At 70.1% G+C, this 23,064-nt stretch carries 22 protein-coding genes; 9 read left to right on the forward strand and 13 right to left on the reverse strand.

Annotated elements, in window-relative coordinates:
• Positions 1-28: 28 nt before the first annotated feature.
• Positions 29-1,039 (reverse strand): transglutaminase family protein, encoded by a 1,011-nt coding sequence (locus FHR90_RS01625; RefSeq protein WP_176625718.1) that lies wholly within the window; start codon positions 1,037-1,039, stop codon positions 29-31.
• 138 nt (positions 1,040-1,177) lie between these two features.
• Between FHR90_RS01625 and FHR90_RS01630 the strand changes: the two genes are divergently transcribed.
• Together FHR90_RS01630 and hrcA are read left to right on the forward strand one after the other, a co-directional pair.
• Positions 1,178-1,990 carry an N-formylglutamate amidohydrolase gene (locus FHR90_RS01630; protein WP_246329948.1) on the forward strand — a complete coding sequence of 271 codons (813 nt, stop codon included), beginning with the start codon at positions 1,178-1,180 and terminating at the stop codon, positions 1,988-1,990.
• A 7-nt stretch (positions 1,991-1,997) separates the two neighbouring features.
• Positions 1,998-3,095, forward strand: a complete 1,098-nt coding sequence (gene hrcA / locus FHR90_RS01635) for a heat-inducible transcriptional repressor HrcA (protein WP_266152599.1) — start codon at positions 1,998-2,000, stop codon at positions 3,093-3,095.
• Positions 3,096-3,105: 10 nt separating this feature from the next.
• Here the strand turns inward: hrcA and FHR90_RS01640 are convergent, their stop codons facing one another.
• The 7 genes from FHR90_RS01640 to FHR90_RS01670 all read right to left on the reverse strand — a co-directional run bounded on the left by FHR90_RS01640 (position 3,106) and on the right by FHR90_RS01670 (position 10,138).
• On the reverse strand, positions 3,106-4,449 hold the full coding sequence (locus FHR90_RS01640) for an ATP-binding protein (protein WP_176626028.1): 1,344 nt from the start codon (positions 4,447-4,449) through the stop codon (positions 3,106-3,108).
• Between the two features lie 120 nt (positions 4,450-4,569).
• Positions 4,570-5,208 carry a hypothetical protein gene (locus FHR90_RS01645; protein ID WP_183274638.1) on the reverse strand — a complete coding sequence of 213 codons (639 nt, stop codon included), beginning with the start codon at positions 5,206-5,208 and terminating at the stop codon, positions 4,570-4,572.
• Between the two features lie 9 nt (positions 5,209-5,217).
• Complete coding sequence (pyk, locus tag FHR90_RS01650; protein ID WP_183274639.1) at positions 5,218-6,654, reverse strand: pyruvate kinase; 1,437 nt, start codon at positions 6,652-6,654, stop codon at positions 5,218-5,220.
• Between the two features lie 116 nt (positions 6,655-6,770).
• Positions 6,771-7,853, reverse strand: coding sequence for an SH3 domain-containing protein (locus FHR90_RS17195; protein ID WP_221188185.1), 1,083 nt, complete (start codon positions 7,851-7,853; stop codon positions 6,771-6,773).
• A 49-nt stretch (positions 7,854-7,902) separates the two neighbouring features.
• Positions 7,903-8,262 carry a DsrE family protein gene (locus tag FHR90_RS01660; RefSeq protein ID WP_183274640.1) on the reverse strand — a complete coding sequence of 120 codons (360 nt, stop codon included), beginning with the start codon at positions 8,260-8,262 and terminating at the stop codon, positions 7,903-7,905.
• A complete protein-coding gene (locus tag FHR90_RS01665) occupies positions 8,259-9,017 on the reverse strand; it encodes a HesA/MoeB/ThiF family protein (protein WP_176625474.1) in 759 nt (252 codons plus the stop codon). The genes FHR90_RS01660 and FHR90_RS01665 overlap by 4 nt, the downstream gene beginning before the upstream one ends.
• Positions 9,018-9,031: 14 nt before the next feature.
• On the reverse strand, positions 9,032-10,138 hold the full coding sequence (locus FHR90_RS01670; RefSeq protein ID WP_176625472.1) for an AGE family epimerase/isomerase: 1,107 nt from the start codon (positions 10,136-10,138) through the stop codon (positions 9,032-9,034).
• Between the two features lie 88 nt (positions 10,139-10,226).
• Between FHR90_RS01670 and FHR90_RS01675 the strand changes: the two genes are divergently transcribed.
• The gene (locus FHR90_RS01675) at positions 10,227-11,468 is read left to right on the forward strand and encodes a putative DNA modification/repair radical SAM protein (RefSeq protein ID WP_183274641.1); all 1,242 of its coding nucleotides are present in this window, start codon (positions 10,227-10,229) and stop codon (positions 11,466-11,468) included.
• The gene (locus FHR90_RS01680) at positions 11,468-12,907 is read left to right on the forward strand and encodes a UdgX family uracil-DNA binding protein (protein ID WP_183274642.1); all 1,440 of its coding nucleotides are present in this window, start codon (positions 11,468-11,470) and stop codon (positions 12,905-12,907) included. Before FHR90_RS01675 ends, FHR90_RS01680 begins: the two co-directional genes overlap by 1 nt.
• 40 nt (positions 12,908-12,947) lie before the next feature.
• Here the strand turns inward: FHR90_RS01680 and FHR90_RS01685 are convergent, their stop codons facing one another.
• On the reverse strand, positions 12,948-13,403 hold the full coding sequence (locus FHR90_RS01685) for a hypothetical protein (protein ID WP_176626222.1): 456 nt from the start codon (positions 13,401-13,403) through the stop codon (positions 12,948-12,950).
• Positions 13,400-13,999, reverse strand: a complete 600-nt coding sequence (locus tag FHR90_RS01690) for an isochorismatase family protein (protein ID WP_218062165.1) — start codon at positions 13,997-13,999, stop codon at positions 13,400-13,402. Before FHR90_RS01690 ends, FHR90_RS01685 begins: the two co-directional genes overlap by 4 nt.
• 5 nt (positions 14,000-14,004) lie before the next feature.
• Between FHR90_RS01690 and FHR90_RS01695 the strand changes: the two genes are divergently transcribed.
• On the forward strand, positions 14,005-14,841 hold the full coding sequence (locus FHR90_RS01695) for a c-type cytochrome (RefSeq protein WP_183274643.1): 837 nt from the start codon (positions 14,005-14,007) through the stop codon (positions 14,839-14,841).
• Here the strand turns inward: FHR90_RS01695 and FHR90_RS01700 are convergent.
• The 3 genes from FHR90_RS01700 to FHR90_RS01710 all read right to left on the reverse strand — a co-directional run bounded on the left by FHR90_RS01700 (position 14,783) and on the right by FHR90_RS01710 (position 17,771).
• The gene (locus FHR90_RS01700; protein WP_176626724.1) at positions 14,783-15,496 is read right to left on the reverse strand and encodes an NAD-dependent deacylase; all 714 of its coding nucleotides are present in this window, start codon (positions 15,494-15,496) and stop codon (positions 14,783-14,785) included. The genes FHR90_RS01695 and FHR90_RS01700 overlap by 59 nt on opposite strands.
• Complete coding sequence (nagA, locus tag FHR90_RS01705; protein ID WP_183274644.1) at positions 15,493-16,602, reverse strand: N-acetylglucosamine-6-phosphate deacetylase; 1,110 nt, start codon at positions 16,600-16,602, stop codon at positions 15,493-15,495. The genes FHR90_RS01700 and nagA overlap by 4 nt, the downstream gene beginning before the upstream one ends.
• Before the next feature lie 104 nt (positions 16,603-16,706).
• The gene (locus FHR90_RS01710) at positions 16,707-17,771 is read right to left on the reverse strand and encodes a YXWGXW repeat-containing protein (RefSeq protein WP_183274645.1); all 1,065 of its coding nucleotides are present in this window, start codon (positions 17,769-17,771) and stop codon (positions 16,707-16,709) included.
• A 142-nt stretch (positions 17,772-17,913) separates the two neighbouring features.
• Here FHR90_RS01710 and ilvD point away from each other — a divergent pair, with 142 nt between their 5' ends.
• From ilvD to pstA, 4 genes are all read left to right on the forward strand, one after another.
• Positions 17,914-19,782: a dihydroxy-acid dehydratase gene (gene ilvD / locus FHR90_RS01715; protein ID WP_176622177.1), complete on the forward strand. Its 1,869-nt coding sequence runs from the start codon at positions 17,914-17,916 to the stop codon at positions 19,780-19,782.
• 169 nt (positions 19,783-19,951) lie between these two features.
• Positions 19,952-20,992 (forward strand): phosphate ABC transporter substrate-binding protein PstS, encoded by a 1,041-nt coding sequence (gene pstS, locus FHR90_RS01720; protein ID WP_176622176.1) that lies wholly within the window; start codon positions 19,952-19,954, stop codon positions 20,990-20,992.
• A gap of 235 nt (positions 20,993-21,227) precedes the next feature.
• Positions 21,228-22,172 carry a phosphate ABC transporter permease subunit PstC gene (gene pstC, locus FHR90_RS01725; RefSeq protein WP_176622175.1) on the forward strand — a complete coding sequence of 315 codons (945 nt, stop codon included), beginning with the start codon at positions 21,228-21,230 and terminating at the stop codon, positions 22,170-22,172.
• A complete protein-coding gene (gene pstA / locus FHR90_RS01730; protein ID WP_176622174.1) occupies positions 22,169-23,050 on the forward strand; it encodes a phosphate ABC transporter permease PstA in 882 nt (293 codons plus the stop codon). Before pstC ends, pstA begins: the two co-directional genes overlap by 4 nt.
• Positions 23,051-23,064 lie beyond the last annotated feature (14 nt).

The raw sequence follows: 23,064 nt of genomic DNA on the forward strand, positions 1-23,064 counted from the left end.
CAAACTCTGCCCACGTGGTCTGGTTGCGTCAGGCGACCCGGAATTCGCGCCCCGGATCCGAGGCCGTGACGGCGGCGGACGATGCGCCCATGGCCGGCGCGGTGCCGCTGTCGGAACGGGTCACCCTGTGTGTGGCCTCGTCGGAAGTGACGTCGACGCTGACCTCCATGCCTTCGCTGTCGGCGGGAAACCCGGTCCAGCTTCCCGACAGCGGCACCGCCTGGTGAGGGTCGCGCACGCAGGCGATGCGGATCAGGTCCCGCGTGCCGACGATGCCGTTGGTGGGGTCGAACTCGACCCAGCCCGCGCCCGGCAGGAACACCTCGATCCAGGCGTGGGTGGAGCCGCCGCCGAGGCGCCTGGGAGGCCTGGCCGGCGCGCGATCGGCGGGCGTGCGGTCGGCACCGGGGCTGTAGATGTAGCCGGACACGAACCGCGCGGCGAGGCCGAAGGTGCGCGCGGTCTCCATCATCAGTACCGCGAAGTCGCGACAGGTGCCCGAGCGCAGGGCGAGCGTGCGCGCCGGCTCCTGGATGCCTTCCTCGTGGCGGCTGGTGTAGGTGAAGTCGCGCCGGATGTCGTCGTTGATGCCGCTCAGCAGGGCGAGGATCGAGCGGTTGTGGTAGCGCTCGACATAGGTGCGTGCCCACGCCTCCACCGCGTGGCCCTGGTCGGGATACTGCCGCTCGATCGAGCGCTGGAGGTCGGCCGCGGTGTCGGGATCGTAGCTGAACGGCCAGGCGCGCGCCCAGGGCAGCAGGTCGGCCTCGCCGGGCATCAGCGGCGTGTGGCGCACCTTCAGCGTGCTGACGAAGCTCAGTTCGCGGGCGCGGCGGTTGAAGCTGGCCAGGGTGATGACGTTGCCGAACGGATCCTGTACGTGACGCACCAGGCTCGGCGTGGGGCTGATGACGAGCGAGAATTCCAGCACCTTCTGGTCCTCGCTGTCGCGCGGACGGAACATGCCACGATGCTCGCCGAACCCGACCGGGCGGCGGTACTTGTAGGTCGTGACATGTCTGACCGTCAGAACCGGCATCGCCACCCTCCCTCGCCACCGTCCGCTCGTCCTGCCAGCGGTAGGTGACCGGTGGGCAACGACATCTGCATGACCGTATCATAGACTGACAGTGTCCGGTCATAACAAGCTTTGCCGAGTCGGTCAGGAGACGCAATTTTGTTACCCACAGCCGCCGAGCCCCTGCCGGCCCTGCCCGTCACGCTGCTTGGACCCGCCGACGTCGCACCGGTGATCCACCGCCGCGCCGGCGCGCGCTCGCCGCTGCTGGTCCTCATCGACCATGCCGGCCGCCGCGTGCCGCAGCATCTGGGCGATCTCGGCATTCCGGCCGCCGAGTTCGACCGCCACATCGCCTGGGACATCGGCGTCGCCGGACTGGGCGAGCGGCTCGGCGCGGCCCTCGGCGCACAGACCATCGCGCAGGCCTATTCGCGGCTGGTGGTGGACTGCAACCGCCGCCCCGGTCACCCGACCTTCATCGCGCAGCGCAGCGACGGCACCGTGATCCCGGCCAATGCGGGTCTGTCGGACATCGAGGCCGAGGCGCGGCAGCGCGAGATCTGGGCGCCCTATCACGACGACATCGCCACCTGTCTCGACGACCGCGCGGCACGCGCGGTCCCCACGGTGGTGTTCGCGCTGCACAGCTTCACCCCGGTGATGGACGGGTTTGCCCGCCCCTGGCATGTCGGGCTGCTGTACAACCGCAACCCGGAATTCGCCGCCGCCCTGCGTGCCGAGTTCGAGCGCGAGCCGGGGCTGGTGATCGGCGACAACGAGCCCTACCGGCTTGGCGACGACAGCGACTACACCGTGCCGGTGCATGCGGAGGCGCGCGGCCTGCCTTCGGTCGAGATCGAGATCCGCCAGGATCTGATCGGGGACGCGGCCGGCGAGGCGGCGTGGGCCCGGCTGCTGGAGCGCGTGCTGCCGGCGGCGATCGCCCGGCTCGGGATTGCGACAGGGTGAGGGCCCGGTGAGCGACACCCGCCGGCTCGCCCCGCGCGCAGCGCTGATCCTGCGCGAGATCGTCGAGCAGTACATGGCCACCGGCGACCCGGTCGGCAGTCGCACGCTGGCGGCGCGGCTTCCGGTCTCGCTCTCGCCCGCCTCGATCCGCGCGGTGATGGCCGAGCTGACCGAGGCCGGGCTGCTGTCGGCACCGCATGTCTCCGCCGGCCGGCTGCCGACCGAGCGCGGCCTGCGCCTGTTCGTCGACGGGCTGCTGCAGTTCGGCACGCTGTCGGAGGACGAGCGCGAGGCGATCGGGGCGCGGCTCGCCGCCCGCGGCCGCTCTCTCAACGAGGTGCTGACCGATGCCTCGGCGATGCTGTCGGGCCTGTCGGCGGCGGCCGGGGTGGTGCTGGCGCCGAAGAGCGACGGGGTGATCCGCCACATCGAGTTCGTCTCGCTCGCGCCCACGCGGGCGCTGGTGATCCTGGTCGGGGCCGACGGGCAGGTCGAGAACCGGGTCATCGAGGTCCCGCCCGGCCTGCCGCCCTCGGCGCTGGTCGAGGCCGGCAACTATCTCAACGCCCGCGCCACGGGACGCACGCTGGCGGAACTGCGCCGCGCCGTCGCCGAGGAACTGGCCGACAACCGCGCCGCCCTCGACAGCCTCGCCGCCGGGATCGTGCAGAGCGGGCTGGCCACCTGGAGCGATGGCGAGCGCGGCGGCGCGCTGATCGTGCGCGGCCAGTCGCGGCTGCTCGCCGACCTCACCCAGGCCGACCGGATCGGCGCGATCCAGGCGCTGTTCGACCGGCTGGAGACGCAGGAGACGATGCTCCAGCTCCTGGAACTCGCCGATGCCTCCGACGGGGTGCGCATCTTCATCGGCGCCGAGAGCGGCGTCGGCGCGCCGGCCGGGGAGCGTGTCGCGGACCGGGCCGCCGAGGAGGGTGGCTTTCGCGGCGGCATCCCCGGCATGGCCACGGTGGTCGCGGCGGCGCGCAACGACTCCGGCCGCATCGTCGGCGCCATCGGCGTGATCGGCCCGACCCGGATCAATTACGGCCGCGTGATTCCAGTGGTGGACTACACCGCGCGCGTCGTCGGACGGCTGTTGGGATAGCGCCCCGGGCTCAGGTGCCGCCGAGCGACGTGCTGGCCATCGGCGCCGTCACGACGGGCGCGGGCGCAGACACGACCTCCGGCAGCAGCAGCGTGATGGTGGTGCCCTCGCCGACCGTGGAGGCGATCTCCGCCTGCCCGCCCGACTGGCGGGCAAAGCCGTAGATCGTCGACAGACCCAGCCCGGTGCCCTGGCCGACCGGCTTGGTGGTGAAGAACGGATCGAAGGCGCGGGCGGCAACCTCCGGGGTCATGCCCTCGCCGTCATCGGTCACTTCGATGCTCAAATAGCGCCCGGCGGTGAGATCGCGCAGGGCCGCCTGCTCGGGCGACAGCGTCACACCGTGCACGGCGAGGCGCAGATGCCCGCCCCGCGGCATCGCGTCGCGGGCGTTGATGGCGAGGTTGAGCAGCGCGTTCTCGAGCTGGTTGCCGTCGCACAGCGTCAGCCCGTCCGTTGCCCCGGCCAGCGACACCTCGATGCGCGGTCCGACCGTGCGCCGGATCAGCTCTTCCATTCCCGCCATCAGCCGGGCCGGCGACACCTCGACCGGGTCGAGCGGCTGTCGACGGGCGAAGGCGAGCAGCCGGTGGGTGAGGGCGGCGGCGCGGTCGGCGGCCTCGCGCGCGGCATCGACATAACGCGCCAGGCGGTCGGTGCGTCCCTGCGCGAGCTGCGACTGCATCTGTTCGAGCGCGCCGAGGATCGCGGTCAGCAGGTTGTTGAAATCATGCGCCAGCCCGCCGGTGAGCTGGCCGATCGCCTCCATCTTCTGGCTCTGGCGCAGCGCCTCCTCGACGATGGCGCGCTGGAGGGATTCCGCCTCCAGCCGGCCGATCGCCTCGTGCAGCGTGTAGTCCTGCTGCTTCTGGTCGGTGAGGTCGGCGGTGACCGCACAGATCAGCGGGTCGGAGGCGTAGCGCCGCAGCGGGCTGAGCGAGAGCGCGATCGGAAGCGAGCTGCCGCCCTCGGCGCTCAGCACGAATTCGTCGCGCATCGTGGTCTCGATGCCGGATTCGAGCAGCGCATCGAAGCGCGCATGATCGGCGGTGCGCAGGAAATCGCGCAGATGGCGGCCGATGATGCGGTCGCGTTCGACCTGGAGCATCTCGGCGAAGCGGTTGTTGCAGTAGGTGATCAGCCCGCTGCGCTGGAGAGTGAGCGCACCTTCGCCGATCTGCTCCATCATCACCCGGAACGGGCTTTCCGCGACGATCGGCAGGCTCGACAGGGCCGGTTGGGCGGGCCGGGGGCGCTGCTCGAGCTCGGCGATGCGCGTCATGGCCGCCTCCAGCTCGCGCGCCAGCCGCGCGGCCCGGGTCCGGTCAGCGTCCTTGCCGCCGTGATCGGTCATGTGCTGGGTCGTCCATCCGCGAGGCAAGGGGTGCGCGTGGGCGCTGCCCGAAAGTGAGTGTGCCGGCGGCCGGAAGCAAGCATTTGTGACTGAGCCGCTGAAGTTCGACCCGCGCGCGGGTCAGGGACCGGCGATGCCATAGCCCCAGGGTCCACCATACGATCCGCCATACGGCCCGACCACGCCATAGGGGCTGTTGCCGAGCCGCGCATAACCGAAATTCAGCCCGAGATGGCTGCCGTCCTCGAACTGCTTGTCGAGCGACAGGCTGGCCGACTGGGTGTTGCCGCCGTCGACGCGGCCGCCGCCCGGGACCCTCAGGCTGGGCAGATGGGCGGCCGACACCGCCACCGCGGCAGCGACGCCGCTGTTGCCGAGCGAGGCGATGTGGGTCTCGAGCGCCGTGCCGGCCATGCCGTGGCTGCCGACGAAGGCGCTGACCGAACCGTGCAGCCGGTGCCGGACAGGCAGGCCCGAATCGCTGCCGACCGCATCGTCGGCCGCGGCCACGGGACCGATGCCGGTGCTGGTGGAGCCGCCGGCCGGCGCATCGGCGACGAGGCCGCCCGGGCTCCACGACAGCGACATCGGGTGCGACAGCGGATCGGCCCCGACAGCGGGCAGCGCCACGTGTTCGGTCGGATCGGCAACCGACGGCGCATAGCCGATGCCGCGCACGGCCTCCTGCGCGCCTGCTGCCTGCGCGGCCAGCATCAGCACCGTCGCGCAGATCGTCGGGACCGGGAGACGCGGGTTCATCGGTGCAGCCTACTCCACGGTGGCGACGCGCAGCGTGTTGGTGGTGCCAGCCTTGCCGAACGGCACGCCGGCGGCAACCACGATCAGCTCGCCCGCCTCGGCGAAGGTTTCCTCGCGCGCGCTGCGGGCCGCCTGGCGCACCACGTCGCCCATCGTCTCGGCGGCGTTGTGACCGGCCACCCCCATCGCGTGCACGCCCCACACCACCGCCATCCGGCGTGCGGCACTCAGCGTGCCCGACAGGCCGAGCACCGGGCACTCCGGCCGCTCGCGCGCGATGCGCAGCGCGGTCTTGCCCGACAGCGTGTAGGCGACGATGGCGCGCGCGCCCACCGTGGTCGCCACCTGCGCGGTGGCGGCCGCGATCGCGTCCGCCGTGTCGGCCTCGGGGGCCGGGCGCGAGGCGCGCATCTGGTTCTGCCAGCCGCTGTCGCGCTCCACCCGCGCGACGATGCGGTTCATGATCTCCACCGCCTCGACCGGATACTGGCCGGCGGCGGTCTCCGCCGACAGCATCACCGCATCCGCCCCGTCGAACACCGCCGTGGCCACGTCGGAGGCTTCCGCGCGGGTCGGCGCAGGTGCCGAAATCATGCTCTCCAGCATCTGGGTGGCGACCACCACCGGCCGGCCGAGCTGGCGGGCGAGGCGCACGATGCGCTTCTGCACCAGCGGCACCTCCTCGGGCGGCAGCTCGACGCCGAGATCGCCGCGCGCCACCATCACCGCATCCGACAGCGTGATGATCTGCTCGAGATCCTCCAGCGCCTGCGGCTTCTCGACCTTGGTCATGATCCAGGCGCGCCCGGCGGCGATCTCGCGCGCCTCGCGCACGTCCTCGACCCGCTGCACGAAGCTGAGCCCGATATATTCGACCCCGTGCTCCAGCGCGAACGCCATGTCGCGGCGGTCCTTGTCGGTCAGCGCCGGGATCGGCAGCACCACATCGGGGACGTTGACGCCCTTGCGGTCCGACAGCGGGCCGCCGGTCACCACCTCGGTGTCGAGATGGGTATCGCCCTTCGACGTGATGCGCAGGCGCAGCTTGCCGTCATCGAGCAGCAGATGCGAGCCGGGCTCGGCGGCGGCGATGATCTCGGGATGCGGCAGGCGCACGCGATGGCTGTCGCCCGGGGTCTCGTCGAGATCGAGACGGAAGGGCTGGCCGGCGATCAGGGTGACGCGGCCCTCGGCGAAGCGGCCGACGCGGAGCTTGGGCCCCTGCACGTCGGCAAGAATGGCGATCGGCCGGCCGGTGCGGGCCTCGAGTTCGCGGATCATGCGGATGCGCTCGGCATGGTCGGCGTGCTCGCCATGCGAGAAATTGAGCCGGAACACGTCCACCCCGGCGGTAAACAGGGTTTCAAGAACCTCTGGCGTGGAGCTGGCCGGCCCGATCGTGGCGACGATCTTGGTGCGGCGCTGGCGCTTGATCTTGTCCGACATGGCAATACTGCACGGCGGCCTGGCCGCCACCCCTCTCAAGGCGTTGTGGCGCCCGCTTCGGCCCGTCCGGCCGGCGGTGCGTTCTCGTGTCTTCGTTTCTGCCGCGCCCTCCGGTTTCAGGAGGGCGCGATGACCTCGCCTTGCAGCACGCCATACAGCGCGTCGCGCGGCAGCCAGCCCGTATAGTCCCGGATGCGCACCCGACACCAGCCGGGCTGTGCATCTGCCGGCGGCGGATGCACCGCTCCGGCCTGGGCCTGCGCGATCGCCTGCGCCACCACGGCGTCGGTCCCGGCGAGGTCGGTGACCACGGGCGCGCTGGATTTCGGCGCGACGTTCGGCGGCTTCGCGGCCTCCGTCTTCGGCTTCGCGGCAGTGTCCTGCGGGTCGACCGTGCTGCCGGGCGCGGCCGGCGGCCCGACCGGGGCGGAGTCGGCGGCGCCGGCAAGCGCGCCGTCCGGCCCCGCCAGCGGCTCGGGGGTCGCACCCGGCGGCGGTGCATCGCAGCGCAGCAGCCGTCCGACCACGCCTGCGCGCACCGCGGCCAGGACCGTGGCGTCGCGCGCCGGGCCGTCGCGCAGCAGGCTGAGCGGCGCGGTGGCGACGAAGCCGCGACTGCCGATCAGCGTCGCCTGGTTCACCCAGCCCTTCACCCCGTCCATGTCCTCGATCAGCCGCCAGACATCGAATTCCCGCTCGATCCGCACCGGCAGGTCGCGCCGGTGATAGACCCACTGGATCGGATAGCGCGTGCCCGGCCCGCTGCGCAGGTTGACGTCGTCGGCGCGCAGCGAGGCGAACCGCGGCAGCGGCAGTCCGGTGACGGTGCCCTTGTCGTCGGCCGGCGGCGGCGTGGGGGGTGGCGTGGGGGCCGCCGCCTTGGCCGTCTTGGCTGCGGCCGCCGCGCCCGCCGCCGCGCCGGCCGCGGCGGCAACGGCGTGATGGGCGGGCCGGTGCATGGCCCCGCGCGTGGTCTTGTGGGCAGGATGCGCGGCGATCGGGTGCGTCGGGTGACGGGCGCCCTGGCGGGTGGCGGTGTGGGCTGTCGGCCGGGCATGCAGCGGGGCGGGCGATCGCTTCGCGGTGGCGGTCGTCGCGCCTGCGTTCGCATGGGCGCTCGGCGTGCCCCGGGCCTGTGTGCCCGAGGCGGTGGCGAGGCAGGCGAGCATCAAGGTCAGGCGTGCGGCGGCGGGCGTCATGGCTGTTTCCGTGCTCCGCACCGCGCGAGGGGTCAAGGCCCGAGCGCGGTCAGAACACCGCGGGCGTCAGGCCGCCCTCTATCAGCGCGGGGATGCCGCCGACTTCGATGCCGGGCAGCAGCGCCTCGGGCGCGAGGCCGGCCGCGTGCAGGGCGCTGTCGCAGGCGAGCCATGTCGCGCCCATGCCGAGGCACGCATCGCGCAGGCCAGCCACCCCGGCGAGACCGAGGCCGGCGAGGCGATCGTCCTCTGCGGCGTGGTAATCAGGCAGGCACACAACCAGCGCCTCGCCGGTAACGAAAACGCGCGTCTCGCGCCCCATCGCCAGCCCGCCGGCGGCGAGCGTCAGGCCGGCCAGCAGCCGGGCCTGCGCGCCCGACACCAGCATGACGGCCAGCGGCGCGCTCATGGCCGGTGCCTCTCGCCGCACAGAGGGCAGTCCGGGTCGCGCGGCAGCCGGAATTCGGCGAAGCGGCCCGACAGCGCGTCCCAGCTCAGCACCCGCCCGGCCAGGGTCTCGCCGATGCCGAGGATGACCTTGAGCGTCTCGGTGGCGGCCAGCGTGCCCATCACCCCGGTGACGCTGCCGAGGATGCCGGCCTCGCCGCAGCTCGGCACGGAGCCCGGATCGGGCGGCTCCGGATACAGGCAGCGCAGGCAGGGGCCATCGGGCGGATACACGCCGAGCTGGCCGTCGAAGCGCAGCACCGCGGCGGCGACCAGCACGCGGCCGGCGCGCACGCAGGCATCGGCGAGCAGGTAGCGGGTGTCGAAATTGTCCGATCCGTCGCAGACGAGGTCGTAGGCGCCGACCAGGGCCGCGACATTGCCGGCGTCGAGGCGGACCGGATGGGGCTCGATGCGGGTGTCCGGGTTGAGCGCACCCACCGCCTGCGCGAGCGATTCGACCTTGGGCGCGCCGATTCGCGCCGTGCAGTGCGCGATCTGTCGCTGAAGGTTCGACAGCTCGACATGGTCGTCGTCGACGATGCCGATCGTGCCCACCCCGGCGGCGGCGAGATACAGCGCCAGCGGCGAGCCCAGCCCCCCTGCGCCGACGATCAGCACCCTGGCGTCAAGCAGGCGCTGCTGGCCGGTGCCGCCGATCTCGGCGAGCAGGATGTTGCGCGAATAGCGCTGGATCTGGTCTTCGCGAAGCTGCATCCCGTGCGTCCGGCTCAGCGCCCGGCGGTCAGCTCGTCGATGGCGACGTCGATATGATAGAGCGTGCTGGCGGGCACCACCGGCGAGACGCCATGCCCCGCCGCATCGAACTGGTCGATCCACAGCCCGGGCGTGGCGGTGGCGAGGTAGGTGTCGGCGAGGGCGCGGAAGCTCGTCTCGGCGGCGTCGCGCTCGCCCATCGCCACATGCGCCTTGATCAGCTCCGTCTGCGGCCACAGCCGGCGGCTCATCCGTCGCGGCCGCCCGTCGCGGTCGATCTCGTCCACCGCGAAGCCGTGTGCATCGAGCCCGTGCGCAAGCGCGAAGCGATACAGCCTCGCCGCCTGCTCGCGGTAGTCCGCGCCGCCGGCCTCGGCCAACCGCACCAGCAGCCAGCACCATTCGAAATGATGTCCCGGCTCGACGCTGTCACCGAGCGGCGGTGCCACCACCGACCAGTCATCGTTGAAATGCTCGCCGAGCGTGTCATGCGCCGGGTCGAAGAAATGCTTCTCGAACAACCCGCCGATGATGTTGGCGCGGTCGAGGAACTGGCGGTCGCCCTCCACCCTGTACCAGGCCAGCATCGCCTCCAGCAGGTGCATGTGCGGGTTCGACCGGCGCGGCAGCGAGGCCGGATGGCCTTCGTGAAAGCCGCCCGCCTCATGGGCGAGCACCTCGTCGAGCCAGCCGAGCGTTGACTGGGCGAGCGCACGCGCCTGCGCGCCATGCGAGGCGGTGCGGGCGAGGGCGGCGAGGGCGAACAGCACGAAGGCGTGGTCGTAGGTGTCGCGCAGGATGTCGGCCGGGCTGCCATCGGCTTCGAGCAGGTGGATCCAGCCCGCCTCCTGATGCGCGCAGAAGCGCTGGAAGGCCGGAAAGCCACGATCGACCACCTCCGCTGCCCCTGCCTCGCCGCGCGATTCGGCGCGGGCGAACACATAGAGCTGGCGCGCCTGCACGCGCATGCGGCGGCGGCTGTCGGCGTCGCCGCGACCGTTGAAATCGAGTTGCTCGTAGAACAAACCCCGGCTGTCGATGCCGCGTTCGCCCCACAATTCCAATGCGTTGCGTCGCCAGGTGAGGGCCGGATGGGTCAGGCGTGTGGTGGCGGCGAGCATGGCCGAGTTTGGAGCGCGTTTGCGCCCCTTGCGCAAGTCCACACGTCCATTTTTGCAGTCAACCACCGGAACCAATATAGAACATCACATGGATTTGTTGGCCAAGCTCGAGATCCTTGCCGACGCGGCGAAATACGATGCGTCCTGCGCCTCGTCCGGCACGGACAAGCGCTCGTCGATCGGCCGCGACGGCGCGGTCAAGCCGGGAATCGGCTCCAGCGAGGGCATGGGCATCTGTCACGCCTATGCGCCGGACGGGCGTTGCATCTCGCTGCTGAAGATCCTGTTGACCAATTCCTGCCTCTATGACTGCGTCTACTGCATCAATCGCGCCTCCTCGAACGTGCGCCGGGCGCGGTTCTCGGTCGACGACGTGGTGCGGCTCACGCTCGGATTCTATCGTCGCAACTGCATCGAGGGACTGTTCCTCTCCTCGGGCATCATCCGCAGCCCCGACTACACGATGGAACAGGTGGTCGCCGTCGCCCGAACGCTGCGCGTGGAGCATGGATTTCGCGGCTACATCCATCTCAAGACCATCCCGGATGCCGACCCGGCTTTGCTCGACGAAGCCGGGCGCTGGGCGGACCGGCTGTCGATCAATGTCGAGCTGCCGACCCAGGAGGCGCTGCAATCCTATGCGCCGGAAAAGGACCTCCCCGGCATCCGTCGCTCGATGGGCCGCATGCGCCTCGCCATCGACGCCGCGCGCGAAAGAACCGTGCCGGGCCGGGCGAAGCCGCCTCGTTTCGCCCCTGCCGGGCAGAGCACGCAGGTCATCGTCGGTGCGGATGCCTCCACCGATCGCACCATCCTGTCGATGAGCAACACGCTCTATGCGGGCTATGGCCTGCGCCGGGTCTACTATTCGGCGTTCAGCCCGATCCCCGACGCCTCCGCCGCCCTGCCGCTCGCCCCGGCGCCGCTGCTGCGCGAGCACAGGCTTTATCAGGCCGACTGGCTGCTGCGCTTCTACGGCTTCGGCATCGACGAGATCGCCACCGAGGCTGGCGGCAACCTCGCCCTCGGCATGGACCCCAAGCTCGCCTGGGCGCTGGCCAACCGCCAGCATTTCCCGCTCGATGTGAACACCGCCCCACGCGAGATGCTGCTGCGCGTGCCCGGTCTCGGCACGAAGGGCGTGGATCGGCTGCTGGTCGCCAGGCGCTCGCGCCGGCTGCGTCTGGACGATCTTGTCCGGCTGCGGCTGCCGGTCGCCCGGATCGCGCCGTTCGTCATCGCCCTCGATCATCGCCCCCTTGGCGACCCGGCCAGCGCCGCCCTCGGCCGCCGCCTCGCGCCGCGCGCCGAACAATTGTCGCTGCTGTGATGCGCAGCATCGTGCTGGCGCATGAGGTCGATCACGATGGCTGGCGCCAGGCGGTGCGCGGGCTGATCGCCGCACAGGTGCCGCCCGAGCAGGTGACGTGGTCGGTCGAGGCACCGGACGATCTGTTCGCCGCCGACGCGGCACCACCGACCGACGCATCGGCGCCTGCCTTCTCGCTTTCGCGTCATCTCGTCGACCTGAGCCAGACCGTGCTGCAGGCGCGCGAGCCGGCCCGATTCGCCCTGCTCTATGGATTGGTCTGGCGCGCCACCCATGGCGAGCGGGCGATCGCGGGCGACCTCGCCGACCCGTCCGTCGCCCGCGCGCGGCAGCTCGCGCAGAATGTGGCGCGCGACACCCACAAGATGCGGGCCTTCCTGCGCTTCCGCGAGATCGACGATGGCGAGGGCGTGCGCCATCTCGCCTGGTTCGAGCCCGAGCACTACATCGTCGAGGCCAATGCCGGCTTCTTCATCCGCCGTTTCGCCGCGATGCGGTTCTCGATCCTGACCCCGTATCGCACGCTGCACTGGGACGGCACGGCACCGAGCTTCGGACCCGGCGCGCGGGCCGCCGACATTCCCGGCGACGACGCGATGGCCGAATACTGGGAGACCTATTTCCGCTCCATCTTCAATCCCGCCCGTCTCAAGCGTTCGGCGATGCTGTCGGAAATGCCGCGCAAATACTGGCGCAACATGCCTGAGACCGCCGCCATCGCCGAGCTGATCCGCGAGGCGCCGCGCCGCGCCGAGGCGATGGTGGCGGCCGGGGCCTCGGCGCCGCGCCCCAACCCGCCCCGTGCCGCTCCCCGGCCCGCAGCAGCCGACCCGTCCCGCGCCTCGGACCTCGCGACGCTTGCCGCTGAGGCACAGGGCTGCCGCAACTGCCCGCTCTGGCAACCGGCGACGCAGACCGTGTTTGGCGAAGGCCCCGGGGATGCGACGGTGATGCTGGTCGGCGAGCAACCCGGCGATCAGGAAGATCTCGCCGGTCGTCCCTTCGTCGGCCCGGCCGGGCAGCTCCTCGATCGCGCGCTGATCGAGGCCGGCATCGCTCGCGACACGCTGTATGTCACCAACGCGGTCAAGCACTTCAAATTTACCCCGCGCGGCAAGCGTCGCATCCACGCCAAGCCGGAAGCCCCCGAAATCACCGCCTGCGCCCCCTGGCTCGCCCGCGAACGCAGCCTGGTCGCACCCCGCACGCTGGTGATGATGGGGGCGACCGCCGCCCGCGCCATCCTCGGCCGCCCCGTCACCATCTCTCGCGAACGCGGCCGGCCGATCCCGCTCGATGACGGTTCGACGGGGTGGGTGACGGTGCATCCCTCCTACCTGCTGCGACTGCCCGACGAGGCGGCGAAGGCGAGGGAATACGCGGCGTTCGTCACCGATCTACGCAGGGCGGTCGCCGAAAGAGAAGATGTTCTTTCTTGAAAGAAAGAACCAAAGAACTTCTCATCGTTGAGAATGCTGTCTACTCGGCTGGATCAAAGGTGAGCGTCATCGTCTCGTTGGGTGCCAAGGCCGACCATCGCTCGGAGAGTTCGCCGAGCCTTGAGCGTATGGCATGGATATCAGCGTGCCTGACCTTGGTGATGCGATGTCCGCGGGCGTCACAGGCCTGTTCGTAGGTGGAAAGCAAATCCGCGGTCGGGACACAGGCGCTCCATAACTCTGCCTGGAACGTCTCGACCAGACGTTCGATCGCCTCCTCTTCATCCCCGCCCATGGCCGTAAAATCAGCCGATTGTCCGTCACGGACGAGTGAGAAAAAGCCGCGGTGGGACAGCACGCTTTCCACTGCATAGTGGATCATGTCATGCGGAAGAATCCCCTGTTTGGGACACATGACTTTCTCGGCTTCCTCGTTGTTCCTCCGAATGAGGAGTTCGTCGTATTTGCCGTCGCGTTTGGTGAATGTAAGTTTCATCGTCGTCTTGCCAATTCGCCGAATGCCGCCAACGCTGTGAATCCGATGTTTGTCCCGACAGAGAGGGTGTCGTGGTCGAAAGCCGCGCCTGCCACCGCGCGGCAGGCGTCGGGGACGATGATCGTGGTGAAGCCCAGACGGGCGGCGTCGCGGGCGGTGGCGGCGACGCAGTAGTCGAGGGCGAGGCCGCCGATCACCACACGCTCGATGCCGAGCGCCCGCAGCAGACCGTCGAGGCCGGTCGAGGTCTCGCCTTCGTTGTCGAAGAAGGCCGAGTAGGAATCGCGCGCCTGCGTCGTGCCCTTGTGGATGATGTGGGTGACGGAGCGCAGATCGAGGAGGTCGGGGAAATCCGCGCCCGCGCTGGCGTGGACGCAATGCACCGGCCACGGCCCGCCCTGGGCGGCGAACGAGATATGGTCGGGCGGGTGCCAGTCCTGTGTCGCCACCACGCAGCCGAAGGGCAGGGCGGCAAGGCGGTTGAGGGGCGGGATCACCGCATCGCCGTCGGGTACCGCCAGCGCGCCGCCGGGGAGGAAATCGTTCTGGACATCGACGATGATCAGGGCGTCGTGTGGTCCGGGGCTGATGGACATCATGGGTGGAGGATAGCGCGATGGGGTGGTGCGTGCGACGGTGCTGCATCGTTGCCTGTGTCGCGGCCCTGGGCCTCGCCATGGCTTCCGGCGCGCAGGCGGCGGGCGTGCTGGCGATCGTCGCTTCGGGCCGCAGCCTGTCGGCGGCGGACCTGCTGCACGTCCCGGGTGTGAAGCGCGCCGATCTCTCCGGCCCCGCGCTCGGGCTGGGGCGCGACGTCGCGGTGGTGCCGCTCGCTGCCCTGCTCGATCCGGGTGCGGGGCTGAGCTTTCGTGCCGCCGATGCCTTCGTGGCCGGAATCGATGCCGCGGCGTTCGCGTCGGCGCGCCGGACGGGTGCCGAGCCCTGGATCGCGATCGAGACCACGCCCTGGCCGCGCCGGCGCAATGGCGACGATCGCGGGCCGTTCGCGCTGGTCTGGCTCGGGCCGGGGGCGGCCGGCGTGCCGCGCGAGCGCTGGGTGGACAGTCTGGTCGCCATCGCGCCGCTCGACGGGCCGGCATTGCCCGTGGCGCAGACGGCCCGGACACAGGCCGGGCGCGCGGCCTTCGCGGCCGATTGCGCGCCGTGTCACCGGCTGCTCGGCGCGGGCGACGGTGCGCTCGGACCCGATCTCGGCCAGCCGATGAACGCGACGCGCTATCTCACCTTCGAGGGCTTCCGCAGCATCGTTCGCGATCCCCGTGCGGTGCGGGCTTGGCCGGGACAGCGCATGGAGGGATTTTCGCCGGCAGCCCTGCCGGACGCGCAGCTTGCGGCGATCTGGGCCTATCTTGGTTCGCTCAGCCCGCCAGCAGGTCGCGGACGAATGCCGGCACCGCAGCACTCGCCGGACCGCTGACGATACTGTCGAACGCATCCCAGCGGTCGGAGGCGGCGAGATTGATCTCCACCGTGCGCGCGCGGCCGATCCGGTTGACCAGATCGACGAACCCCGCTGCCGGATAGACAGTGGCCGAGGTGCCGATGGCGACGAACAGATCGCACCGGGCCAGTGCGGCCTCGATGCGTGGCATGTGCATCGGCATTTCGCCGAACCAGACCACATCCGGGCGCGGGCTGGTCTGCCCGCATTGCGGACAGGGTGTCTGGCGCGTCGCATCCTCGTGCCAGGCGGGCGTGGCGCCGCAACCGGTGCAGCGCAGGCGCAGCAATTCGCCATGCATGTGCACGAGGTTTTGCGATCCGGCGCGCTCGTGCAGGTCGTCGATGTTCTGCGTCACCAGAAGGAACGAATCGTCCTCGCAGCCGATCTGGGCTTCGAGTTCGGCCAGTGCGATATGGGCGGCATTGGGAGAGATGCCGCGCAGCTCCGCCCGGCGCAGGTTGTAGAAATTGTCGACCAGATCGGGATCGCGTGCGAATCCCTCCGGCGTGCAGACATCCTCCAGCCGCCACCGCGTCCACACGCCACCGGCGTCGCGGAACGTGTCGAGCCCGGATTCGCGGCTGATGCCTGCGCCGGTGAGGATCACGATCCGGCCGGGTGGCGTCATCGCGCCACCCGCCGTGCTCCGCCGACATGCACCTCGCGCACCGCAAACGTCTCGTCCAGCACGACAAGATCGGCAAGCCGCCCGGTCTCGATGCGGCCGCGATCGTCGAGGCCGAGATAATCCGCCGCGTTGCTGCTCGCCAGCTTTGCGGCCTCGACGATGCTGCTGCCTTGGGCAAGGGTGTTGCGGACCGCCTGGTCGAGCGTCAGCACGCTGCCGGCCAGCGTGCCGTCGGCGAGCAGCGCGCGGCCTTTAGTGATGGTGACGGGGTGGCCGCCAAGCTCGCTCGGCCCGTCGCCCAGCCCGGTGCCGCGCATCGCGTCGGTGACGAACAGCAGCCGATCGCCCATCGCGCGGGCGGCGAGGCGGAAGCTGCCGGGATGGACGTGGAACCCGTCGAGGATCAGCTCCGCATGCGCCTCGCCATGGCAGATCAGCGCGCCGGCCAAGCCCGGACGCCGCCCTTCGATGCCGCCCATGGCGTTGAACAGATGCGTGCCGCCCGCCACCCCGCCGGCCGCGCAGATGCGACAGATCGCCGCCGTGGCGGTATCGAAATCGGCGGTGCTGTGGCCCAGGCTGACCCGCACGCCGGCGGCGGCGAAGGCGTCGATGGCGCTGTCGGCGTGGTCCAGTTCCGGGGCCAGGGTGACGACGCGCACGCAGCCCGTCGCCAGCGCCTCGGCGACGAGGCGGGGTTCGGGGGGCTGGGTGAAGGGCGGCTGCGCGCCGAGCCGATGCGGCGAGAGGAACGGGCCTTCGAGATGCGCGCCAGGGATGCGCGGGCCGTCGGCGATGCCGCGCGCGCTCACCTCCGCCACGGCGCGCAACGCGGCGAGCACCTCCGGCCAGGGGCGGGTGATGGTGGTCGGCAGCAGGGTGGTGGTGCCGTGGGCGAGATGGAAGCGGGCGAGCCGCTCGATCGCGTCCACGCCGTCCATCGTGTCGCCGCCGCCGCCGCCATGCACATGCGTGTCGATGAAGCCGGGCAGGATGTAACGCGCCGGCGCATCGGCACGGGGTTCGATGGCGGTGATCCGCGTATCGAACCGCACACGGCCAGGGAGCACGCGGTCGGGAAGGACAAGCTGGCCGTCGAGATGCATGCGATGTTCATGCGCCTGCAACGACGGGGGCGGTCAAGAGGGGGTATGCAGGGCACCGCCCTGCACCCGCTGGGGCCGCAGGCCCCAGACCCCGATTGTGCAGATCATTCCCGCCTGCCGTCCCGCTCATGCGGGGGCGGATGCGGCGCTTCATGAGGCGCTTGATGGAACGCCTCATGCGGCGGGCCGTGCGGTGGCTCGTGCGGCTGCGGGTGGACGGCCGGGGGCGGCATCTCGTGGTGCGGCGCTTCCGGGTGCGGGGCTTCTGTGCGTGGTGTCTCCACGCGTGGGGCCTCGAAACGCGGCGGCTGGTGCATCCCGGGCCGGGCGACGGGTTCGGACGGGTGTTCCATCGCTGGTCGCGGTGCCGGATGTGGTGGCGTGGCGGGTGGCGCAGCGTGCGGTAGCGGCGTTCGCATGCCCGGCGACGGTGGGGGCAGCCGGTCCGCCGTCTCGTGGATGTGGTTGCGCAGCTCGTCGGGCGCGGGGTGGCCGCGATTGATGGCGTCGAACGCGCCCGGCACCATGCCGGCCGCGCGCAGGTGCTGCATCTGCATCGGGGTCGGCGCTTCGTGCGGCCCGTGCAGATAGGCTGCCTGCGCCGCATCCGGTCGCCTGTCGATGCCGCCGGGACCGCCATTGTAGCTGACGCGCGGGCCGTCGAAATGGTTGACGGTCTGGTCGTAGACGTTGGTGACGTGCACGCCGCCGAAATTGTTGACGGTGCGGTTGTAGAAGAAGGTGTTGCCCGTCCAGCGGCCGCCTTGGTAGCCCACCCCGTCATAACCGTGCCCATAGGGGATGCCGCCATAGAAGCCGACCTGCGGTCCCCAGGTGCCGTGGGTGAAGCGATAGAGCCCGCCGGCGAAGGCCCAGAAGCCCGGTGTCCACAGCAGGCCGGGATGCGGCGGCTCCACCCAGACGCCGGGGACGTAATAGTAGTCGACGTTGTTCCAGTACCAGTAGCCCGGGGTCCAGATGTAGCCGGGCGCGGGGATCGGCGGCTGCGTCTCCTCGGGCAGCGGCGGCGGTGGCGCTTCGGCCTCGATCACCGGCCCCGAGGCCAGGGCGACGGGCGGGCAGGTGCAGCTCTGCGCGACCGCCGGTCCGGCGGCGGGCGCGGTGGTGGCAAGCAGGGCGAGAAGGGCGAGGCCTGGGCGGCTGGTCATGACGTTGCATCCCCGTGCGTCTGTTTCACGCAGGCTGGTCGGGAATTGGGGCGGGATCGGGGCTGGGTTGTAACAACTTCAGGGGAGCGGCGGGCCCTGCGCCTATCATCGCCGCGCAACGCTCTGCTATGATCGCCCCATCATGCCGCAATATCGTTCCAGAACCACCACCCACGGACGCAACATGGCCGGTGCGCGCAGCCTCTGGCGCGCCACCGGCATGAAGGATGGCGATTTCGGCAAGCCGATCATCGCGATCGCCAATTCCTTCACCCAGTTCGTCCCCGGCCACGTCCATCTCAAGGACATGGGCCAGCTCGTCGCGCGCGAGATCGAGGCGGCCGGCGGGGTGGCCAAGGAATTCAACACCATCGCGGTCGATGACGGCATCGCCATGGGCCATGGCGGGATGCTGTATTCGCTGCCCTCGCGCGAGCTGATCGCCGATGCGGTCGAATACATGGTCAATGCGCATTGTGCCGATGCGCTGGTGTGTATCTCCAACTGCGACAAGATCACGCCGGGCATGCTGATGGCGGCGATGCGGCTCAACGTGCCGGCGATCTTCGTCTCCGGCGGCCCGATGGAGGCCGGCAAGGTGGTCGTGCAGGACGGCGTCGCCACCACCACCAGGCGTGCCGACCTGATCACCGCCATGGTCGCCGCCGCCAACCCGAACGTCACCGATGCGGAGGCTGCGGTGATGGAGCGCTCCGCCTGTCCGACCTGCGGCTCGTGCTCGGGGATGTTCACCGCCAACTCGATGAACTGCCTCACCGAGGCGCTCGGTCTGTCGCTGCCGGGCAACGGCAGCATGCTGGCCACCCATGCCGACCGCAGGCAGCTCTTCGTCGAGGCCGGCTGGCAGATCGTCGATCTCGCCCGGCGCTGGTACGAACAGGACGATGCCACCGCGCTGCCGCGTGGCATCGCCAGCCTCGCGGCGTTCGAGAACGCCATGTCTCTCGACATCGCCATGGGCGGGTCGACCAACACCGTGCTGCATCTGCTCGCCGCCGCCCAGGAGGGCGAGGTGGACTTCACCATCGCCGATGTGGACCGGCTGTCACGTCGCGTGCCCAATCTGTGCAAGGTCTCGCCGGCCCGGTCCGACATCCACATGGAGGATGTCCACCGTGCTGGCGGCGTGATCGGCATCCTCGCCGAGCTCGACCGCGCGGGGTTGCTGCATCGCGACCTGCCCACCGTGCACAGTCCCACGCTTGGCGCGGCCCTCGATGCCTGGGACATCCTCGCCCCCGCCCGGCAGCCGGGCGACCGCACCTCGGTGTTCTATGCCGCCGCCCCCGGCGGGGTGCGCACCACCGAGGCGTTCAGCCAGTCGGTGCGCTACGACGCCCTCGACACCGACCGCGCGCGCGGCACCATCCGCGACATCGCCCACGCCTACAGCCGCGATGGCGGGCTGGCGGTGCTGTACGGCAACATCGCGCTCGACGGCGCGATCGTGAAGACCGCCGGCGTGGTCGACAGCCTGCTCACTTTCCGCGGTCCGGCGGTGATCTTCGACAGCCAGGACACCGCCGTCTCGGCGATCCTCGGCAACCGGGTGAAGGCGGGCGACGTGGTGGTGATCCGCTACGAAGGGCCGCGCGGCGGGCCGGGCATGCAGGAGATGCTGTACCCGACCTCCTATCTCAAGTCGAAGGGGCTGGCAGAGGCCTGTGCGCTGATCACCGATGGCCGCTTCTCCGGCGGCAGCTCCGGTCTCTCGATCGGCCATATCTCGCCCGAGGCGGCGGAAGGCGGTGCGATCGGCCTGCTGCGGGATGGCGACATCATCGAGATCGACATCCCGAACCGCGTGCTGCGCGCCGACCTGTCCGATGCGGAACTCGCCGCGCGTCGGGAGGCGCTGGACGCCGCCGATGGCTGGCACCCCGAGCGCGAGCGCACGGTCTCGCCCGCGCTGCAGGCCTATGCGGCGCTGACCACCTCCGCCTCGCGCGGCGCGGTGCGCGATGTGAGCCAGCTGACCCGGCGCCGCTGAGGCGCGCTGCAACACTCTGTCATTGTCATCGAACTGTCATCGGGCTGTCATATGACAATCACGCAGCGTGGCTAGAACCCGGCTCGCAATCGCGTCGCGTCTCGCGCCGCGGGACGCATCAACGAGGCCGGGCGACACGAAGCGCCGGCAGACAAGGGATCGACCCCCCATGCGTGTTCCGTTCGTCAGCAAACTGGCCCTGCTGTGCGCCGCCGCCATGCCCTTCATGGCCGGCACCGCCGCCCGGGCGGGTGAGATCACCGGCGCCGGCTCGAGCTTTGCCGCGCCGATCTATGGCGCCTGGGCTGCGGCCGAGAAGGCCGCCGGCGGCAATGTGACGCTGAACTACCAGTCGATCGGCTCGGGTGCCGGTCAGAACCAGATCATCGCCCGCACCGTCGATTTCGGTGCGTCGGACGCGCCGATGGCGGCGAGCAAGCTTGAGGCCAACGGGCTGCTGCAGTTCCCGACCGTGACCGGTGCGGTGGTCGCCATCGTCAACGTCCCGGGCATCGGCACCGACCAGCTCAAGCTGTCGGGTGACGTGCTGGCCGATATCTTCGCCGGCAAGATCACCAACTGGAATGACACCCGCATCGCGTCCGCCAATCCCGATCTGAAGCTGCCGGATCTGGCCATCGCCCCGGTGCACCGCGCCGACGGGTCGGGCACGACCTTCGTGTTTACCTCCTATCTCGCCAAGGTGAGCCCGAGCTGGAAGTCGGAAGTGGGTGCTGCCAGCTCGATCTCCTGGCCGGGTGGTGCCGGTGCGCGCGGCAATGACGGCGTCGCCGCCACCGTTCACAACACCGTCGGCGGTATCGGCTATGTCGAATACGCTTATGCGGCCAACAACCACCTGACCACGACGCAGCTCAAGGACCATGCCGGCAGCTTCGTCGAGCCGACCATGGCCGCCTTCCAGGCCGCCGCGAAGGGTGCGGACTGGGATCATGCCGAGAACTTCGCCGTCGACCTGCTCGACACGGCGGGTCAGGGCGCGTGGCCGATCATGTCGGCGACCTTCGTGCTGCTGCCCACCGCGCCGAAGGACACCGCGCGCTCGGCCGACGTGATCCGCTTCTTCAACTGGGCCTACACGCACGGCAACGACACCGCCCTGAAGCTGAACTACGTCCCGCTGCCAGCCTCGGTCGAGACCAAGGTGCGGGCCGCCTGGACCCATGTCGCCGGCGCTCCGAAGCTCTGAGCGTGTTGGGGGCTGCGCCGGAAGGGGTCATCTGACGCGCGTTCGCTGCGCTTCGCTGCTCACGGCCCACAAGGCCGCTGCGCTGCGATGCTCTCGAACACACGACATCTGACCCCTTCCGACCCAGCCCCCTCCTTTTTCGGGTCGGGTGTGGGGGGTATGCCTTTCACCCACCGGCAAACTTTCAAAAGTCTTTTTGCTTCTTTTTCTTCAGAAAAAGAAGAAAGCTGAGGGGATGATGGGCGCAGGGGCGATCTCGGGCGCGGGTGGCGACAGGGCTTTCTCGGGCGCGACCCGGCTGGCGGCGCTGCTGGTGCTGGTGCTGATGGGGGGCATCATCGCGGTGATGGCCTGGGGCGGGCGCGATGCGTTCGCGACCTTCGGGCCGCATTTCCTGATCAGTAACATCTGGAACCCGGTCACCGAGAAGTTCGGCGCGCTGGCGCCGATCTACGGCACGCTGGTCACCGCGATCCTGGCGATGGTGTTCGCGGTGCCGTTCGCGTTCGGCATCGCGGTGTTTCTTACCGAGATGGCGCCCAAATGGCTCGCGCAGCCGCTGGGTATCGCGATCGAGCTGCTGGCGGCGGTGCCGTCGATCATCTTCGGCATGTGGGGCTTCTTCGTCATCGTGCCGGTGATGGCACAGGACATCCAGCCCTGGCTGATCCATCATCTCGGCCATGCGCCGCTGATCGGGGCGTTCTTTTCCGGCGCACCCTTCGGCACCGGGCTGTTCACCGGCGGGCTGATCCTGGCGGTGATGGTCACGCCGTTCATCACCGCGGTGATGCGCGACGTGTTCACCGCGATGCCGCCGGTGCTGAAAGAGAGCGCCTACGGGCTGGGCTGCACGCGCTGGGAGGTGCTGAGCCGGATCGTGCTGCCCTATTCGCGCACCGCGGTGGTGGGTGGCATCATGCTCGGCCTGGGCCGCGCGCTGGGCGAGACGATGGCGATCACCTTCGTGATCGGCAACTCGACGCGGATCACATCACCGTCGCTGTTCGCACCCGGCAACACCATCGCCTCGCTGGTCGCGCTCGAATTCCCCGAGGCTTCGGCCGGCAGCCTGAAGCTGTCGGCGCTGCTCGCGCTCGGGCTGATCCTGATGGTGATTTCGCTGATCACGCTGTCGATTTCACGCATGCTGCTGCGCAGCCGGAAGACGTCACGATGAGTGCCACCACGCTGGACGCCGTGCCGCAGGGCATCAGGCTGTCGGTCTCGAAGCAGCAGCGGCGGCGCCACCGCACCGACCGGCTCGTCGCTGCCCTGTGCATTTTCGCCACCCTGGTGGTGCTGGCCGCCCTGGGCTCGATCCTGTGGACGCTGGTCGCGCGCGGGCTCTCGGGACTGACGATCGACGCACTGAGCCATGTCGCCGCACCCCCGGGACAGGGTGGCGGCCTGCTCAATGCCATCGTCGGCTCGCTGATCCAGACCGCGCTCGGCATGGTGATCGGCACGCCGATCGGGCTGCTGGCCGGGATCTTCCTGGCCGAATATGGGCGCAACTCGCCGTTCGCCAATGCGGTGCGGTTCGTCTCCGACATGCTGCTGTCGGCGCCGTCGATCCTGGTGGGCCTGTTCGTCTATCTGATCCTGGTCGAGACGCTGGGGCATTTCTCGGGCTTTGCCGGGTCGGTCGCACTGGCGGTGCTGGTGATCCCGATCGTGGTGCGCACCACCGAGGACATGCTGCGGCTGGTGCCGGTGCAGATGCGCGAAGCGGCCAGTGCGCTCGGCGCACGGCAGTGGCGGGTGACGCTGCTGATCTGCCGCGCGGCGAAGGCGGGGCTTGCGACCGGCGTGCTGTTGGCGATGGCACGCACCGCCGGTGAGACCGCGCCGCTGCTGTTCACCTCGCTGGGCAACTTGGTGTGGTCGGTCAGTCTCGACCAGCCGATGGCGAGCTTGCCGCTGACCATCTATCAATATGCCGGCTCGGCCTATGACGACTGGATCCAGCTCGCCTGGACGGCGTCGCTGCTGATCACCGTGGGCGTGCTGGCGATCAACATCATCGCGCGGGTGATGCTGCGCTCGAAAAGGTAGACGAGGTCGTGAAC

The sequence above is a fragment of the Endobacter medicaginis genome, from assembly GCF_014192375.1.
Taxonomy (GTDB): Bacteria; Pseudomonadota; Alphaproteobacteria; order Acetobacterales; family Acetobacteraceae; genus Endobacter; species Endobacter medicaginis.

Coding starts and splice junctions, on each gene's coding strand:
- FHR90_RS01625 (WP_176625718.1), bottom strand. CDS start 1,039: ATGCCGGTTCTGACGGTCAGACATGTCACGACCTACAAGTACCGCCGC.
- FHR90_RS01640 (WP_176626028.1), bottom strand. CDS start 4,449: ATGACCGATCACGGCGGCAAGGACGCTGACCGGACCCGGGCCGCGCGG.
- FHR90_RS01645 (WP_183274638.1), bottom strand. CDS start 5,208: ATGAACCCGCGTCTCCCGGTCCCGACGATCTGCGCGACGGTGCTGATG.
- pyk (WP_183274639.1), bottom strand. CDS start 6,654: ATGTCGGACAAGATCAAGCGCCAGCGCCGCACCAAGATCGTCGCCACG.
- FHR90_RS17195 (WP_221188185.1), bottom strand. CDS start 7,853: ATGACGCCCGCCGCCGCACGCCTGACCTTGATGCTCGCCTGCCTCGCC.
- FHR90_RS01660 (WP_183274640.1), bottom strand. CDS start 8,262: ATGAGCGCGCCGCTGGCCGTCATGCTGGTGTCGGGCGCGCAGGCCCGG.
- FHR90_RS01665 (WP_176625474.1), bottom strand. CDS start 9,017: ATGCAGCTTCGCGAAGACCAGATCCAGCGCTATTCGCGCAACATCCTG.
- FHR90_RS01670 (WP_176625472.1), bottom strand. CDS start 10,138: ATGCTCGCCGCCACCACACGCCTGACCCATCCGGCCCTCACCTGGCGA.
- FHR90_RS01675 (WP_183274641.1), top strand. CDS start 10,227: ATGGATTTGTTGGCCAAGCTCGAGATCCTTGCCGACGCGGCGAAATAC.
- FHR90_RS01680 (WP_183274642.1), top strand. CDS start 11,468: ATGCGCAGCATCGTGCTGGCGCATGAGGTCGATCACGATGGCTGGCGC.
- FHR90_RS01685 (WP_176626222.1), bottom strand. CDS start 13,403: ATGAAACTTACATTCACCAAACGCGACGGCAAATACGACGAACTCCTC.
- FHR90_RS01690 (WP_218062165.1), bottom strand. CDS start 13,999: ATGTCCATCAGCCCCGGACCACACGACGCCCTGATCATCGTCGATGTC.
- FHR90_RS01700 (WP_176626724.1), bottom strand. CDS start 15,496: ATGACGCCACCCGGCCGGATCGTGATCCTCACCGGCGCAGGCATCAGC.
- nagA (WP_183274644.1), bottom strand. CDS start 16,602: ATGCATCTCGACGGCCAGCTTGTCCTTCCCGACCGCGTGCTCCCTGGC.
- FHR90_RS01710 (WP_183274645.1), bottom strand. CDS start 17,771: ATGACCAGCCGCCCAGGCCTCGCCCTTCTCGCCCTGCTTGCCACCACC.
- ilvD (WP_176622177.1), top strand. CDS start 17,914: ATGCCGCAATATCGTTCCAGAACCACCACCCACGGACGCAACATGGCC.
- pstS (WP_176622176.1), top strand. CDS start 19,952: ATGCGTGTTCCGTTCGTCAGCAAACTGGCCCTGCTGTGCGCCGCCGCC.
- pstC (WP_176622175.1), top strand. CDS start 21,228: ATGATGGGCGCAGGGGCGATCTCGGGCGCGGGTGGCGACAGGGCTTTC.
- pstA (WP_176622174.1), top strand. CDS start 22,169: ATGAGTGCCACCACGCTGGACGCCGTGCCGCAGGGCATCAGGCTGTCG.